The organism is Nakamurella multipartita DSM 44233, assembly GCF_000024365.1.
Taxonomy (GTDB): domain Bacteria; phylum Actinomycetota; class Actinomycetes; order Mycobacteriales; family Nakamurellaceae; genus Nakamurella; species Nakamurella multipartita.
This window is the reverse complement of the sequence record NC_013235.1, coordinates 5,359,258-5,375,188: the sequence shown is the minus strand read 5'-3', so window position 1 is coordinate 5,375,188 and position 15,931 is coordinate 5,359,258. Positions and strand designations below refer to the sequence as shown.

General features: G+C 75.1%; 10 protein-coding genes. 6 read left to right on the top strand and 4 right to left on the bottom strand.

The features are described 5' to 3' along the window. The first annotated feature begins 67 nt into the window (after positions 1–67). Positions 68–1,249, top strand: coding sequence for a lysylphosphatidylglycerol synthase domain-containing protein (locus tag NAMU_RS23895; protein WP_015749908.1), 1,182 nt, complete (start codon positions 68–70; stop codon positions 1,247–1,249). A gap of 42 nt (positions 1,250–1,291) precedes the next feature. Here NAMU_RS23895 and NAMU_RS23890 read toward each other — a convergent pair whose 3' ends face one another. The 3 genes from NAMU_RS23890 to NAMU_RS23880 all read right to left on the bottom strand — a co-directional run bounded on the left by NAMU_RS23890 (position 1,292) and on the right by NAMU_RS23880 (position 3,789). Next, a complete protein-coding gene (locus NAMU_RS23890) occupies positions 1,292–2,179 on the bottom strand; it encodes a D-hexose-6-phosphate mutarotase (protein WP_015749907.1) in 888 nt (295 codons plus the stop codon). Positions 2,180–2,206: 27 nt separating this feature from the next. Further along, on the bottom strand, positions 2,207–2,407 hold the full coding sequence (locus NAMU_RS23885) for a PspC domain-containing protein (RefSeq protein WP_015749906.1): 201 nt from the start codon (positions 2,405–2,407) through the stop codon (positions 2,207–2,209). Between the two features lie 71 nt (positions 2,408–2,478). Next, positions 2,479–3,789 (bottom strand): hypothetical protein, encoded by a 1,311-nt coding sequence (locus tag NAMU_RS23880; protein WP_015749905.1) that lies wholly within the window; start codon positions 3,787–3,789, stop codon positions 2,479–2,481. A gap of 435 nt (positions 3,790–4,224) precedes the next feature. Here NAMU_RS23880 and NAMU_RS23875 point away from each other — a divergent pair, with 435 nt between their 5' ends. From NAMU_RS23875 to NAMU_RS23860, 4 genes are read left to right on the top strand one after another with little or no spacing between them, the layout of a single operon-like run. Further along, complete coding sequence (locus NAMU_RS23875; RefSeq protein WP_015749904.1) at positions 4,225–10,434, top strand: fibronectin type III domain-containing protein; 6,210 nt, start codon at positions 4,225–4,227, stop codon at positions 10,432–10,434. Positions 10,435–10,445: 11 nt separating this feature from the next. Then, positions 10,446–11,438 (top strand): AAA family ATPase, encoded by a 993-nt coding sequence (locus NAMU_RS23870; RefSeq protein ID WP_015749903.1) that lies wholly within the window; start codon positions 10,446–10,448, stop codon positions 11,436–11,438. Between the two features lie 10 nt (positions 11,439–11,448). Next, positions 11,449–12,810, top strand: coding sequence for a DUF58 domain-containing protein (locus NAMU_RS23865; protein WP_015749902.1), 1,362 nt, complete (start codon positions 11,449–11,451; stop codon positions 12,808–12,810). Then, complete coding sequence (locus NAMU_RS23860) at positions 12,807–15,134, top strand: transglutaminase-like domain-containing protein (protein WP_015749901.1); 2,328 nt, start codon at positions 12,807–12,809, stop codon at positions 15,132–15,134. The genes NAMU_RS23865 and NAMU_RS23860 overlap by 4 nt, the downstream gene beginning before the upstream one ends. Positions 15,135–15,141: 7 nt before the next feature. Here the strand turns inward: NAMU_RS23860 and NAMU_RS23855 are convergent, their stop codons facing one another. Beyond that, a complete protein-coding gene (locus tag NAMU_RS23855; RefSeq protein ID WP_015749900.1) occupies positions 15,142–15,681 on the bottom strand; it encodes a CGNR zinc finger domain-containing protein in 540 nt (179 codons plus the stop codon). Positions 15,682–15,707: 26 nt separating this feature from the next. On the opposite strand from NAMU_RS23855, the gene NAMU_RS23850 reads away from it, so the two are divergent. After that, entirely contained in the window at positions 15,708–15,923 is a 216-nt protein-coding gene (locus tag NAMU_RS23850) for a hypothetical protein (protein ID WP_041369379.1), read from the top strand. The last annotated feature ends 8 nt before the right edge of the window (positions 15,924–15,931 follow it).

Genomic DNA, 15,931 nt, shown 5'->3' with positions numbered 1-15,931 from the left:
GGGGCCAGGCGCGGGGTAGAGCGAGGCGGGGCGCGGCCGGCCCGGGCGGATCGGCGAGGATGGGCCGGTGAGTGAGGCCGAGCCGACCGTGCCGCAGCCGCCGACCGTGCCCCAGCCGGCGGCCGTGCCGCAGCCGGCGGCCGTGCCGCAGCCGGCGGCCGTGCCCCAGCCGCCACCCGTGCCCCAGCCGCCACCCGTGCCCCAGCCGCCGACCGTGCCCCAGCCGCCACCCGCGGCCGAGGGCCGGGCCCGGTGGCGCCGGGGGCTGGTCATGCTGGTCAAGATCGCGCTGGTGGCCGGCGGGATCTACCTGGCCGTGCAGGCGCTGCGGGCCGTCGACTGGGCCCAGGTCGGCGACGCGCTGGCCCGGCTGACCTGGTGGGAGATCGCCGTCGTGGTGCTGCTCATCGCGATCCGGCAGTCGGTGAACGCGGCCACCCTGCCGATCCTGATCCCCGGCCTGTCCCTGCCACACGCGCTGCAGACGGCGCTGTCCGGCACCCTGATCCAGACCTTCACCCCGCCGCCGGCGGACACCGTGCTGCGCCTGTCGATGCTCACCTCGTTCGGGGTGGAAACGACCCGGGGTGCGGCCGCCCTGGTCCTGGACACCATCGTGTTCTACCTGGCCCGGTTCGTCGCGCCGGTCCTCGGCCTGGGGGTCACGCTGCTGGTGCTGCCGGTGGAGGGCATCCAGGTCTGGATGGCCCTCGGCGGGCTGGTCGCCGCCGCGTTGCTGGTCTGGGCCATGGTGATGATCGCCAAGGGGGAGCGGGCGGCCGGCAACGTCGGGCGGCTGGCGGCCCGGGTGGTCCGCCGGCTGCGGCCGACCGTCGACCCCGACGCCTGGGCGGCCGCGGTGGTGCGGTTCCAGAAGGAGTCGTCATCGGGGTTGGTGTCGCGGATGACCCGGGCCACGCCGACGATGCTCGGCTTCATCGTGGTCGACTCGCTGGTGGTCATCGTCTGCCTGCGGTTCGTCGGCATTCCCGGTGCTGACATCGGCTACCTGGCCGTGCTGGCCGCCATGCTCACGCTCTACCCGTTGACGATCTTCCCGTTCGCCGGGCTGGGCGTGCTCGACGCCAGCCTGATCGTGCTGATCAATGCCGAGGGCGTTGCCGACCCGGCCGACCTGGTCGCCGCGCTGGTCATCTGGCGGGCGGCGACGCTGCTGCTGCCGCTGATCCCTGGACTGTTCACGCTGGGCTGGTGGCGGCGCCGGCAGGCCATCGCGCCCAGCCGCTAGCCGGGCCCGTCGACTGAGGTGGGGCGAGAACAGCCGCGCCGGTCAGATCGTGATGTAGGCGGTCATCGTGTGCGTGGCCCCCGGCTCCAGGGTCACCGCGTCGGCCTTGACGTTGGCCGTCTCCACGCAGACCATGCCGGTCCACTCGTCGTCGCCGAAGTCGGCCATGGCGGCGGCCTTGTCCACCCACGGATTCCAGACGATCGCGCTGCTCGACCCGTCGCGGGCGACCGTGACCGACCGGGGGCCGCGCCGGATGACCGCGGTGGCCCCGGTGCTCTGGAAGGTCCGGTCGGTCTCCCCGGTGAAGGTGATCGGGCCGTCGAGCACGTGCGGGCCGCGGTCGGCCCCCGGCACCATGTCCAGGTAGCTCGCGCCCTCCAGCCCGTCCACCTCGGTGGACCTGATGTCCTCGACGGCGAAGTAACTGTGCAGCGCCTCCTCGAAGGTGAAGGGCGCGTCCCCGGTGTTGGTGACGGTGAACAACAGCGCCAGCTCGTCCTCGCCCATCCGGACCCGGTAGTCGACGGCGAACGAGTGCGGCCACTGTGCGCGGGTCTGCTCCGAGTCGGTCAGGGCCAGGATCAGTTCCACCCACTGGCCGTCGGTAGTCGCCCCGACCAGGGCCCATTCGGTGGTCCGGGCGAATCCGTGGGCCGGGGCCAGGCCGCCGTCGGGGCCGCCGGCGAACCAGGGAAAGCAGATCGGCACGCCGCCGCGGATGGCCGTGCCGGGCTTGAACACCGCGTCCCGGCTCAGCCACAGCACTTCCCGGCCCAACGGGCTCCAGGACGTGACGTGCCCGCCGTGCAGGTACACCTCGCCCCGGCACGCCGGGACGTCGACCTGCACGGCCAGCAGCCCACCGCGTCCGGCGACGACCCGCACGCCGTCGGGGAGGGTGAGATCGGAGGAGGGCGGCTGCGTCATGCCCGGCAGGCTACCGCGCGGCCCGGATCAGGGCTTGGGCATGATCAACCAGGCCAGCAGGTAGGCGATGATGCCGCCGCCGCCGACCAGCGCGAGCACCACGGCGATCAGCCGGATGAGCGTGGGGTCGACGTTGAAGTAGGCCGCGATGCCCCCGCAGACACCCCCGATCATCTTGTCGGTGGTGGACAGGGTCAGGCGCCGATAGGGACGTTCCGGTGTGGTCATGACATCCAGTCTTCGCCGGCCGGGGACCGCCCGCCTCGGGGACAAACCCCCAGCCGCCCCCGAATGGCCGATCAGGGCAGGTAGTCCTCGATGCCCGGCGCCGACTCGAGCCAGGTCAGCGACCGAAGCCCGGTCGGCGCGGTGCGCTGGGCCACCGAGATCGAGGAGACCCGGGTCGCCGGCAGGCCGGACCCGACCACCAGGCTGAGCTCACCGGGCCCGAACAGGGAGCCGGCCGGGGCGGCCCCGACGGTGCTCGCGGCCTGCCGGATGCCGGCCCGGGTCAGGGTCCGGTCGGCGCACGCCTGCGTGATCAGCCGGCCCCACGTCGACCCGGCCGCATACCCGTCCAGGGTGCGGGGCCCGGCCTCGTCGGTCCCGGCGGCGGCGGCCACCGAGGCGACCGTGACGGCGGCCGGGTAGTCCGATCCGTAGGCCGGGGCCGGGGTGGCCACGAAGAGCCGCCCGTCCGCGGCGTCCACGGTCGCAGCGGTCCAGTCGCCCGGTTCGAACCCGTCCAGCAGCGTGAGCACCGGCAGCGTCGAGCCGGCGAGCAGCGCACTCACCGCGGCCGGATCGGCCGGCACCAGCACGGCGGCGACACCGGTCCACCCGGCCTCGTCCGGCGCCGCACCACCGTCGCCCTCACCACCGTCGCCCTCACCATCGTCGCCCGGACCACCGTCGGGCGCACCACCGTCGACCGCAGCACCGCCGGCCGGGCGCACGTCCAGCGTGACCTCGTTCTGCGCGGCCCACCAGCGCGCGCCGGCCAGCGCATTCGCGGCGAGGCCGGACCCGTCGTCCAGGACTCCCACGGTGGCGCCCCGGTCGATCACGCCGGCCGCCCGCAGGTGGTCCAGGCCGTTGATGATCAGGATGTCCGCGGTGGCCCCGGCGACCAGCGGGCCGGACGGATTGAGCTGGGTCGAGGTGGCCGTCGCGGTCACCAGCGGGATCTGGTCGGCCGCGATCGAGGCGGTCAGGGTCCCGCCCGCCGGCGGGGTCGGAGCCAGCAGCCCCAGCGTCGACGGGCCGATCTGCCGGTAGGCCGTGGCGGCGTCCGCGGAAATGTCGTCGCTCCCCTGCCCCGCGGTGGTGACGGTCCGGCCGCACACCCCGCCGGAGGTGTTCACCGAGCGTTGCCACAGGTGCACGCCGGCGGTGAAGCCCCGGTCGGTTCCGGGGTCGGCCAGGATGCCGAGGGCGATCTCGGAATCGCTCACACCCGGCCCGGCGATCAGGCCGTCCGGGGTGACCGGAGTGATCGGCGCGGAGGCGGTGACCACGGCCGAGCCGCCGGTGCGGGGGTCGCCGGACGGCAGCGCCGAGCGGTCCAGGACCGAGGTGCAGGCTCCGGCCAGCAGGGCCGCCGGGAGCACGACCGCAGCCAGCCGCCACCGCCCGCGGCGGTACGGCCGGGGAGCGGGAGAACAGCCGGGAGAACAGCCGGGAGAACAGCCGGGAGAACAGCCGGGAGAACAGCAGGGCACTCGGCCAGCCTTGCATGTCGAAGTTGTCCACAACCCCGTCCGGAGGGAGTCCGGCCGGGCGATAATCAGCGCGGGCGCACCCACCCGGTCGCTACGTGAAGTGATGAAGTGCGTGAAATCGGCGCTAATGGACCAAACAACATCGGGTGGTTGGAGCGTTGAACCGGGAAATCAGGCGGATAAGTCGTCGGAATGATCGCAGACAGTCATGACGGAGACCCATTTGGATGGCATCATGTGAGCCGGGGCGCTGCACCGGGTCCGCGTCGTCAGCACCGGGGTGGGCAGCGGGGGAATCGTGGGCGGGACATTCGAGGAGGCGGCGTGGGTAACGGGCCGCGCCCTCGGCGCCGCACGACCCCGATCCGCCGCTCCCCGCTGGGGATCGCGTGGGCGGCCGTGTGCTGTGTCGCGCTGGTGGCCGGGGTGATCGTGGCCTGGCAGCGGCCCGGCTTCGCCCAGGTACCGCCCGAGCCGGTGGACAGCACGGTCTGGGTGCTCAAGAACCAGGGCCAGGCGTACGTGGGTCGGATCAACACCGGGATCGGTGAGCTGGATTCGGCGGCGGCCCTGCGCGGGGAGTCCCAGGTGCTGCAGGATTCGACCGGCCGGCCCGCGGACGAGGTGGTGGTGGTCGACCCGGACAAGCACGAGCTGCAGGTGCTGGACACGGCCACAGTGACCTTCGGGGCCCGCGCGGCCATTCCCAACGATGCCCAGGTTGCGCTGCGCGGCGGCACCATCGCGGTGACCGATCGGGTGGACGGCCGGCTGTGGGTGGGCTTCGCCCAGGACCTGGGCACCGTCGACGCCGAGACGGTCGACCCGGCCGCCACCGTCGGCCCGCAGACGGTGCTGGCCGTGAGCCCGGGCGGGACCGCCTTCGCCACCCGTCCCGGCGCGGACGGCATCGTCGCGGTCACCCCGGGCGCCGACCCGACGACCCTGGATCTGGGCGAGGGCCCGCTGTCGCTGGGCCGCCCGGGTGATGCCCCCGTGGCGGCCGCCGGCGACATCCAACTGACCACGGTCGGCGAGACGCCGGTCGTGCTGGACCTGGCCGACTCCGCCCTGCGGGTGCCGGGCCGGCGGATCGCGCTGCCCGAGATCCCGGGCGCCGTCCTGCAGGAGGCCGGGCCGGCCTCCGGCGAGGTCCTGATCGCCTCGGGTGCGGGCCTGCTCGCGGTGGACCTGACCAGCGGCGCGGTGCGCACCCTGGCCGCCGCCGACGGCGTGCCGGTCGCCCCGGTGACGGTGTCCGGGTGCCGGTACGCGGCCTGGGTCGGCCGGGGTGCGCTCGCGCCGATCACCGCGCTGGCCGCTTGCGGTGACCAGGCCAACCCGGTGACGGTGGCCGGCCCGGTGACCGCCGGCGCTCTGACGTTGCGGGCGCGGGGCGCCGCCGTCGTGCTCACCGACGCCGCCAGCGGCCGGTCGTGGATCGCCAGCGACGGGTTCCGGCCGGTCGACAACTGGTCCGACGTCACCCCGGACGGCCCGGTCGACACCACCGTCACGGTCGAGGAGCCGACGAGCTCCGACGAACTGCCTCGGCTGCCACCGGACTGCACCGCGGTCCCGGTCGGGGCCCCGCGGGTCGCCGACGACCGGTTCGGCGTCCGGGCCGGCCGGTCCACCGTGCTGCGGGTGCTGGACAACGACCCCAGTGTCGACTGCACGACGGTCGTCATCGATGCGGTCACGCCGCTGCCGGCCGAGCTGGGATCGGTCGCCGTGGTCGGCAACGGCACCGCCCTGCAGGTGACGGTCGCCGGCCCGGCCACCGCGCTGCCGCCGATCCAGTACGAGGTCAGCAACGGCGTGGGGGACCGGGCGAGCGCGTCGGTCAGCATCGCGGTGGTGCCCGCCGGGGAGACGGCCCCGGCGGAGCGGGTCCGCCGGTCGGCCGTACCGGCCGAGGTCGACGGCACGGTCTCCTACAACGTGCTGGACGACATGGTCTCGCCCACCGGCGACGACCTGTTCCTGGTCTCGGCCGCGACCGGGGGGGCCGATGTGGTGTCCTTCCGCCCGGACGGCACCATCACCTACCGCAACACCGGCTCGGGGGTGGGCACCGACGTGCCGGTCGAGTTCGTCGTCTCCGACGGGGTGGAACAGGCGACCGGGACCCTGACCGTCTCGGTCGGACCGGGTGGTTCGAGCATGCCGGTGGTGTACCCGGCCTTCGGCCGCACCGTCGTGGGCCGGCCGGCCGTGGTCGACCTGCGCCGCAGCGTGGTCAGCGGCTCGACCGAACCGCTGGTGATCAGCGCCGTGCAACCGGAGGGGGCCGCCGCCGCGGCCACCGCCCGCCTGGACCCGCGCACCGGCACGGTGTCGGTCACCGCCGCCGAACCGGGCAGCTACTACTTCACCTTCGAGGCGGCCGCCGGTGGCCGGGGGACCACCGGTGTCCTGCGGGTGGACGTGGCCGCCGCCGACGGGGCCCAGGCGGCCGTGGTGCCGATGCTCGACGTCGCCTACCTGCCGGCCGACGGGGAGACGGTGATCGACCCGACCGCCAACGACACCGACCCGCAGGGCCGCGGGCTGGCCGTGCAGCAGGTTGTCGAGGCCGACCCGACCGGCTCGACGCCGGTCACCGCGGCCGTGGTGGACCTGCACCTGGTCCGGATCGGCGGCTCCCGCCCGCTGCGCGCGCCGGTCGAGCTCGCCTACACCGTCTTCGACGGGACCGACTCGCCGACCGGGCTGATCCGGGTGGTGCCGGTGCCGACCCCGCGGATCGTGCCGCCGCCGCTGACCGCCCCGGTGCAGGCCACCGTCCGCGCCGGTGACGCGGTGACCATCCCGGTGACCCGGTTCACCACCAGCCAGGACGGCACCCCGGTCACCGTCACGGTCGACCAGGCCCAGGTCGACGCCCTGCCGGGCCGGGTGCTGGTCACCCCCGACGCGATCCGCTACCTGGCCCCGGCCGATGCGCCGGCCGGTCAGATCAGCTTCGGTTACCTCGCCTCCTCGGGGTCGGCCCAGGCCGGGCAACCGGCCCAGTCCGCGGGCACCGTCACCATCACGGTGACCGCCGGGGAGCAGGAGAACCGGCCGCCGGACGCCCCGCCGCCGGTCACCGCCCGGGTGTTCGCGGGCGGCGCCATCACCGTCACCATCCCGGTGGCCGGGGTCGACCCCGACGGCGACTGGGTGACCCTGCAATCGATCGAACAGCCCGAGGCCCCGCTCGGCGACCTGCGGGTGGCCGGCCCGGACACCCTGTCCTACACGGCGTTCGGCACCCCGGGGGTCGACCGTCTCACCTACGTCGCGGCCGACCCGAGCGGCGCGACGGTGACCGGCGAGGTCACGGTGCTGGTGGTCACCCCATCGGTGGCCGCCCGCCCACCGGTGGCGCCCGATCTGGCGGCGTCGCTGCGCCCGGGCACCAGCATCCGGATCGACCCGCTCGCCTCGGTCGTCGACCCGGGGGGCCAACCGGTGGCCCTGGCCGACCCGGCGTTCACCGCCACCGCGGGCCTGGACGTGCAGGTCGACGAGGGCGGCCTGATCCTGACCGCGCCCGCCGAGCCGACGGTGGGCACCGTGCGGTACACCGTGGTCAACGCCAAGGGCCTGACCGCCTCCGGATCGGTGCGGGTCACCGTCTCGCCCGACGCGCCGATGCTCGAGCCGGTCGCCCGCGACGCCTTCGTCCAGCCCGGCGACCTGACCGCCGACCCGCTCACCGGCGACGCATTCGTCGAGGTCGATCTGACCGGGTCGGTGGTCAACCGCAGCGGCCGCGGCAGCGAGCTGACCGTGTCGGTGGACCCGGTGTCGGCGGCTGCGGCAACGTTGGTCGACCCGCGCACCATCCGGGTCGGTGTGTCCACGGTCCGGCAGGTCATCGCCTACCAGGTCACCGACGCCTCCGGCGGCCGGGCCGGTGCGTTCATCGTGGTGCCGCCCCGGAACCAGCTGTACGGGCCGCAACTGCGGTCGGGGGTCGGGCCGGTCGAGCTGGACGCCGGACGCAGCGTCGAGGTGGCGATCGAGGACTACGTCGTGGTCGGCGGCACGGGCCAGGACGCCGTCACGATCGCCGCCGACCCGGCGCCCCGGGTCACCCAGGGCACGGTGGTGCGCAGCTCGCCGAGCACGCTGACCCTGACCGCACCGTCGGACGCCGGCGGGTCGGCCGCCGTCTACGTGCCGATTGCCGTCGGGGCGGGACCACCGGTGGTGCTCGGCATCCCGGTGCGCATCACGCCCCGGCTGGTGCCGCCGCCCCGGCTGGACTCGGCCGACCTGGCGGTCGAGGCGGGTACCTCCGCCGCGCTGGATCTGCGGCCGCTGACCACCACGTACGACGAGCGCCAGGCGGCCGGCATCAGCTACGCCATCGGGACCGCGCCGGCCGGGGTGGATGCCCGGCTGCAGGGCGGCGTCATCACCGTGACGGCGGCCGCGGACACCCCGCGCGGGACCCGGATCGAGCTGCCCGTCGGCGTGAGCGACGGTGACGGCAAGGAGGGCAAGGCCACGCTGACGGTCACCGTCACCGGATCGACCAAGCCGTTGCCCACCGTCGTCGATCAGCAGGTCGGGCAGGCCGGCGGCGGCGTCGAGATCGCGGTCGACCTGCTCACCGGCAGCCTGGACCCGGTCGGCCTGGGCCTGAGCATCACCGGCGTCCGGGTCGTTGACGGGGCCGCCGGCGTGGCCACCGGACCCACGGTCAGCGGGGGCACCGTCACGCTCACCCCGGCCGCCGGGTTCGTCGGCGAGATCGTGGTCGCCGCCGACGTCCTGGACGGGACCCGGGACCCCGACCGGCAGGTCACCGCCACCCTGCGGGTGCAGATCCAGGACCGCCCCTCCGCCCCGGGCGTGCCGGCCGCCGTGCCCGGCACCGTCACCGCCCGCAGCGTGCAGTTGCAGTGGGCGCCGTCGGCGGCCAACGGGTCCCCGGTGCAGAGCTACACGGTCAGCGGGGGCGGCATCACCCAGGACTGTCCGGGCAGCGACAGCACCTGCGTGATCGGTGGGCTGACCCCCGGGCAGGCCTTCGTCTTCGTGGTCAGCGCGACCAATGCGGTCGGCCGGTCCGACCCCTCGGCGGCCTCCGCGGTGATCGTGCCCGACACCACCCCGGTGACGCCCGCGGCGCCATCGGTGGAGTACCGGGCCCGCGGGCAGGTCGCGGTCGGCTTCGCGGTGCCCACCGGCGATTTCACCCCGGTCACGGCCATGGCCCTGCAGGTGCTGCAGGGCGACCAGGTGGTGCAGGTGATCGAGCCGGCGACCAGCCCGACGGTGCTGTCCGGTCTGGATTCGGCCGCGGTCTACCGGTTCCAGGTGCGGGCCAGCAACCAGCAGGGCGCCTCGGACTGGTCCGCACCCAGCGGCGCCATCATCCCGTCCGGCGTGCCCGGGGCGCCGACCGCCCTGACCGCCCAGTTCGTCTACGACGCGGGTCGGCGCGGGGTCCAGGTCAGCTGGGCCCCGCCGGCCGACGACGGGGGCGAGGCGGTCCAGTCCTACCGTCTGCTGGTCGGCGATCAGGTCGCCGCCACCGGCGGGGCCGACTGGCTCACCGCCTTCGTGCCGGTCACCGGCAACGACCCGGTCACCGTCGCGGTGGTGGCCCAGAACCCGCGGGGGGACAGCCCGCCGGCCGGCCCGGCCACCGTCGCCCCGTTCGCCCGACCGGCCGCCGTCACCGGCCTGACCCTGACCCCGGGCGACTCGTCGCTGACCGCCAGCTGGTCGCCGGCCGACTCGCCGGGCCGGCCGATCACCGACTACCAGTACCGGGTCGACGGCGGCTCCTGGACCGGCGCCGGCCCGTCGACGTCGGCCACCATCGGCTCGCTGGCCAACGGCACCGACTACACGGTCGAGGTCCGCGCCTGCAACGGCGAGTCCGGCTTCGGCGAGGACGTGCGGTGCGGACCGGCCGGCGATCCGGTCACCGGCCGGCCGTTCGGCTCGTTGAGCGACCCGACCGTGGTCGTCGCCCCGACCGAGAAATGGGGTCGCTCGATGTCGGTGACCTGGACGTTCCCCGGCGGCAACGGGCGCCCGGTGCTCAGCCAGAGCGTGCAGATCACCGGTGCGGCGACCGACTCGCCCGCGGTGAGCGGCCTGACCGGCAGCTGGCGCCGGGACCTGGACTACGGCTCGTCGATCACCGTGACCGTGCGGTACTGCGTGGCCACCGGCGGTGGCCAGGACTGCCGGCAGGCCAGCGCCAGCGGGTCGACGGCGACGGCCTTCGTGGTGGCCACGCAGAGCCTGGCCCCGCTGCCGGGCACCTGTGCGGCCGACGAGCCCTACCCGGGGGAGTGGCGCCTGGAGGCCGACTGCGACCCGGCCCACTGGGTCCCGGCCCCGGCCCCGGCCAGCCTGCTGTGCGTGCGTTCCGGCCCGGCGTACCCCGAGTTCCCGGCCGGCAACCCGGCGCCGATCCCGTTCAAGACGCTCAATCAGTGGTACTTGGCCACTGACGGCAAGTGGTACCGACAACCGGTACTGACCAACCCGGATTCGAAGATCCCCTCGTGCAACTAGAAGGAAGACCCGTGCAGACTCTCGAAGGCTCCGGCCCGCCGGTCCTGGAGGCGACCGACGCCGCCCAGTTCGCCGGGCTGTTCGACGCGGTCGTGCATGCCATCGGGGAGGTGCTGGTCGGCAAGCCGGACGCCGTTCGGCTCGCCCTGATCTGCCTGATCTCCGAGGGTCACCTGCTTTTGGAGGACGTCCCCGGCACCGGCAAGACCACGCTGGCCAAGGCGCTGGCCGCGACCATCAGCGGCACCACGTCCCGGATCCAGTTCACCCCGGACCTGCTGCCCTCCGACGTGACCGGGGTGACCATCTGGGATCAGTCGGTCGGCGCCTTCGAGTTCCACCCCGGGCCGGTGTTCGCCTCGATCGTGCTGGCCGACGAGATCAACCGGGCCTCGCCCAAGACGCAGTCCGCGCTGCTGGAGGTGATGGAGGAATCCGCGGTGACCGTCGACGGGGTGACCCGGCCGGTCGGGTCCCCGTTCATGGTCATCGGCACCCAGAACCCCATCGAACAGGCCGGCACGTACCGGTTGCCCGAGGCCCAGCTCGACCGGTTCCTGATCCGCACCTCGGTCGGTCATCCCGACGCGGAGGCCGCCCTGGCCATCCTGGCGACGGTCGGCACCCGGGCCGGCCGGCCGGTGATGACGCCGATGCTCACCCCCGCCGCGGTCGCGAACCTGGTCGATCAGGCCGCCCGGGTGTACGTGGACATCTCGATCATGCGGTACATCACCGCGATCGTGGAGGCCACCCGGACCGCCAACGGCGTGACCTTGGGGGTGTCCCAGCGGGGCGCGATCGCGCTGTTGCGGTCGGCGCGCACGCTGGCGGCCTCCCGCAGCCGGCACTTCGTCGTCCCCGACGACGTCAAGTCCCTGGCCGAACCGGTTCTGGCCCATCGGATCTCGATCGATCCGGAGGCCGAGTACGGCGGTCTGACGGCGGCCGACGTGGTCCACGACGTGCTCCGGCGGGTGCCCCCACCGAGGGGTCAGGCGTGAGCCGGCGGTGATGAGCGAGGCGAGCGGCGGCCGGCCGACCCCGGTCCCGGCCCTGGGCCCGGCGGCGGCGGAGGTGCCTCCAGCGGTGCCTCACGCGGTGCCCCCGCCGGTGCCCCCGCCGCCCGGGCCGGCCCGGGCCCGGCTGGACGGGTCGGCGCTGGCCGCGGCGTGGGCCACCGTCACCCGGCGCGGCCGGGTGGCGCTGGCGGTGCTGGTCGGCGCCGCCCTGGTCGGCTGGCTGACCGGGTGGCGCGAATGGACCGGGCTGGCCGCGGGGCTGGCCGTGGTGATGCTGGTCGCCGTGGCGATGGCGCTGGGCCGCTCACCGGTCGCGATCGATCTGGATCTGGCCCGCACCCGGTTCGTGGTCGGTGACCCGGCGGTCGCCCGGGTCGGGGTGCGCAACGTCTCCGGCCGGCGGATGCTGCCGCTGCGGTTGGAGCTGGACGTCGACGGCCTGCCCGCGCAGGTGCGGGTGCCGTCCCTGCCGGGCGGGGCCGCCCACCCGGTGGTCATCCCGCTGCCCACGCACCGCCGGGGGGTCATCGAGCTGGGGCCCGCCCGTGCCGTGCGCGGGGACGTGTTCGGCCTGCTGCGCCGGGTGGTCCAGTGGCCGGTGCACGAGCAGGTGTACGTGCATCCGCGGACGGTGCAGCTGCCCGACCCGCTGCCCGGCCGGGCCCGGGACCTGGAGGGGGAGGAGTCGGCCATCCGCACGGCCAGCGACCTGTCGTTCCACACGCTGCGCGACTACGTGCCGGGCGATGACCGCCGCTTCATCCACTGGAAGTCGACCGCCCGCAGCGGCACGCTGCAGGTCCGCGAGTTCCTGCAGACGCACCGGTCGCTGGTCGCGGTGGTATTGGCCGGCAACCCGGACGACTACCGCGCGGCCGGCTGGTCGCCGGGGGCCGCCGGCGACGGGTCCGACGCGGGCACCTCGCCGGAGTTCGAGGTCGCGGTCAGCTGCGCGGCCTCGATCGTGGCCGAGCTGGTCCGGCGCCACCGCGACGTCGTGGTCGACGCGGCCGGTTCGGCGATCCGCGCCGCCTCGGACCAGGGTGTGTTGGACCGGTTCAGCCCGGTGCGCACCGTCGCCGGTTCGCCCGACCTGCTGGCCATGACCCGGCAGGTGGCCCGCCGGCACCCGCGCACCTCCCTGGTGGTGCTGGTGTTCGGGTCCACCGTCGAGCCGGCCCGGCTGCGCGCGGCCGCCCGGCTGGGCCCGACCGGCGCGACCGTGCTGGCGGTGCGGGCCCGGGTGCCGGACTCACCGCACCCGGCCACGCTGGCGCCGCTGAGCACGGGGGCCGTCGTCACCGTCGAGGACGTGGCCCAGCTACCGCTGGCCCTGCGCGGGGTCCGGCGATGAGCGGGCGGGTTCGCGGGCCGGGCCGCAGCCGCGTCGTCGGCACCGGCCGGTGGTGGCGCGCGGCCGATCTGGCGGTGCTGGCCGGCCTGGTGACCGTGGGCTCGATGCTGCTGGTGCCCGCCTACGGGTCGCCGGCGCCGGTGGCCGCCGCGGCGGTCGGCGCCGCGGTGCCGGCCACAGTCTTCGCGGTGCTGGACCGCTGGCCCGGGCGTTCGGCGCTCACCCGATGGCTGGCCGCGGCCGTGATCGGGGCCGGTGTGCTGGTGCTCGGCGCCCTGGTCGTCGCGCCGCAGTCCCGGGTGCTGGGGGTGCTGCCGTCGGCCGACGCGATCGCGGCGGTCCTGGCCGGCGCGGTGGACGGCTGGCGCGACCTGCTGACCGTGGCCACCCCGACCGGGGTGGCGGGCGGGTTGCTGGTGCCACCGCTGCTGATCGCCACCGCCGGCACCACCCTGGCCGCGGTCCTGGCCGGCACCCGCCGGCCCGCCCTGGCCCTGGTCGGGCCGGCCGCCGCCGCGGTCGCCTACGCCCTGTTCGCCGACGTCACGCTCGATCCCTGGACCGGTGTCGTGGTCGGCGGGTCCCTGCTGGTCGGCGGGCTGGGATGGGTCAGCTGGATCGGCGGCCGGACCGCCCGCCGGGCCGAACGGGCGGCCGCGGCGTCCCAGCTGGCCGCGGACCGGGTGGCCGGCGCGGACGGGGCGCTGGGGTTGCGCCGGCTTCTGGTCGCGGGCGCGATCCTGGCGGTGGCGGCCGTGGTCGGCGGGCTGGTGGCCGCCGCGGGGACCCCCGACCGGGCAGCCCTGCGTGAGGTGGTGCGGGCGCCGGTCGACCCGTCGACGTTCGAGAGCCCGCTGGCTCAGTTCCGTGGTTTCACCAAGCAGCACGCCGACGATGTCCAGCTCGTCGTGCAGGGGCTGCCGGCCGGCGCCCGGTTGCGGTTGGCCAGCCTGGACGACTACGACGGCCGGCAGTTCCGGCTCAGTGACACCGCCGGTGCGTTCGTGCGTATCGGTCCGGAACGGCCGAGTGCGGCGGCCACCGCCTCGGTGCCGGTGACCGTGCAGGTGCGGGACTACGCCGGCCGGTTCCTGCCCCTGCCGGGGGCGATCGAGCGCCTGGACTTCGGCGGCGCGCGGGCCGACGACCTGGCCGCCGACCTGCGGTACTCGGCGGGCGAGGCCACCGGGCTGCTGCCCGGCGGGTGGCAGCCGGGTGATCAGTACCGGGTGGTGGCCGGGATCGCGGCGCAGCCCACCGTCGACCAGCTGGCCGGGGCCCGGCCGAGCCCGGTCGCCCTGCCCGCCGCCGTGACCCTGCCCGACCTGCTGCGGTCACAGACCGAGCGGTACACCACCGGGGCGCTCACCCCGGCCGCCCAGGTGGAGGCCATCCGGGCCGGCCTGGCCCGGGACGGGTTCTTCAGCCACGGCCGCGCCGGCGAGCCGTCCGCACCGGCCGGGCACGGCCTGGACCGGCTGACCGGCATGGTGGGCAGCGGGTCGATGCTGGGCGACCAGGAGCAGTACGCCGCCCTGATGGCGGTGATGGTGCGCTCACTGGGCATCCCGGCCCGGGTGGTGGTCGGCTTCGTCCCCGGCACGCCCAGCGGGGACGCCCCGGTCGAGCTGCGCGGGCAGGACATCACCGCCTGGGTCGAGGTCCCGTTCGACGGCTTCGGCTGGGTCGCGTTCGACCCGACCCCCTCGCCGGACAAGCCGGTGACCGACGTCCAGGAGCGGGCCCAGACCGAACGGCGGGCGGTCTCGGTCGAGGAGCCGCCGGCCCTGCCGCAGATCCCGCCGGACACCGCCGACACCGACTCGGCCGAGCAGCAGCCGCAGGATCCGAACCCGCCGGCCCCGGCCGAATCACCGACCTTCCTGCCCGCACTGGTGCTGACCATGCTGGCCTGGACCGCGGTGGTGCTGGCCCTGGTGGCGGCGCCGGTGGTGGCGATCCTGCTGATCAAGTCCCGCCGGCGGCGGCGCCGGCTGGCCGCCCCGACGCCGGCCGACCGGATCACCGGTGGCTGGCAGCAGCTGCTGGACACCGCGGTGGACACCGGCTACCGCCCCACCCCGTGGCACACCCGCACCGAGGCGGCCCGTGACCTGTCCGGGGCCGGGGTGCTGCAGGTGGACTGGCTGGCCCCGGCGGCCGACGCCGCCCAGTTCTCGCCGACCCCGGTCGAGGAGGACCGGGCCCGCAGTTACTGGCGCGAGGTGGACGACCGTAGTGCCGAGCTGCTCGGCGGGCTGGGCTTCTGGCGCCGGTGGCGAGCCCGGCTCTCCCTGGCGTCGCTGCGCCGCCGGGACCGCTGACCGCGCCTCACCGGGCGGCCTCCCGCGTCCGGTGCCGGCGGACCGCGGCCCGGTTGGCGCACCGCACCGAGCAGTAGCGCTGGCGGCCGTTGCGGGTGACATCAACGACCACCGCTGCGCACGGGTCACCGGCGTCCTGCCCGGCCGCGCAGCGCCCGAGCCGGTGCATGCCGCGGGTGGTCAGGTGCAGCGCGGTGCCGACGCTGACCACGGCGGCCAGCACGTCGGGCAGCGGGCGGTCGTCGTCGCGGTAGTGCAGGTGCCAGCCCTCGCCGTCGTGGTCGGTCAGCCGGGGGTAGGCGGCGACGGCGGCCATCTGCCGGTTGAGCAGCTCGGCCCGCCGCGTTGGATCGCCCGCGTCGACGACGGTCAGCCACTCGTCCAGCACCCGCCGGGTCCGGGCATGGTCGTCGGGCGCGGCCCGGAAGGTCATGGTCATCCCGAACGCCCGGGTCCGCCCGACGATCCCCGCGCGGTCGGCCGGCCAGTCGTTGGCCAGGGACGCGGCGAGCAGCACGGCGTACTCGCCGTAAGGGTTGAGATGCATAAGACCATTACAGCATCGTGATCGTCATGACGGTTCACCACGATCTGCACAGCCGACCCGAGACCCCACCGGCGCCGGGCCGGACGCACGAGCACGCCTGGCTGACCGAGTCCGCGCACCGGACCTCCACGGGCCTGATCCGTTACGTGATCTGCCCGGACTGCGGCAGCCGCCGGGTCGACCGGCAACCGCACCCGCAGGTACCGCCGGCCGCACTCAGCCGGGCGGTGTCCCCGCCCTGATCAGGCCG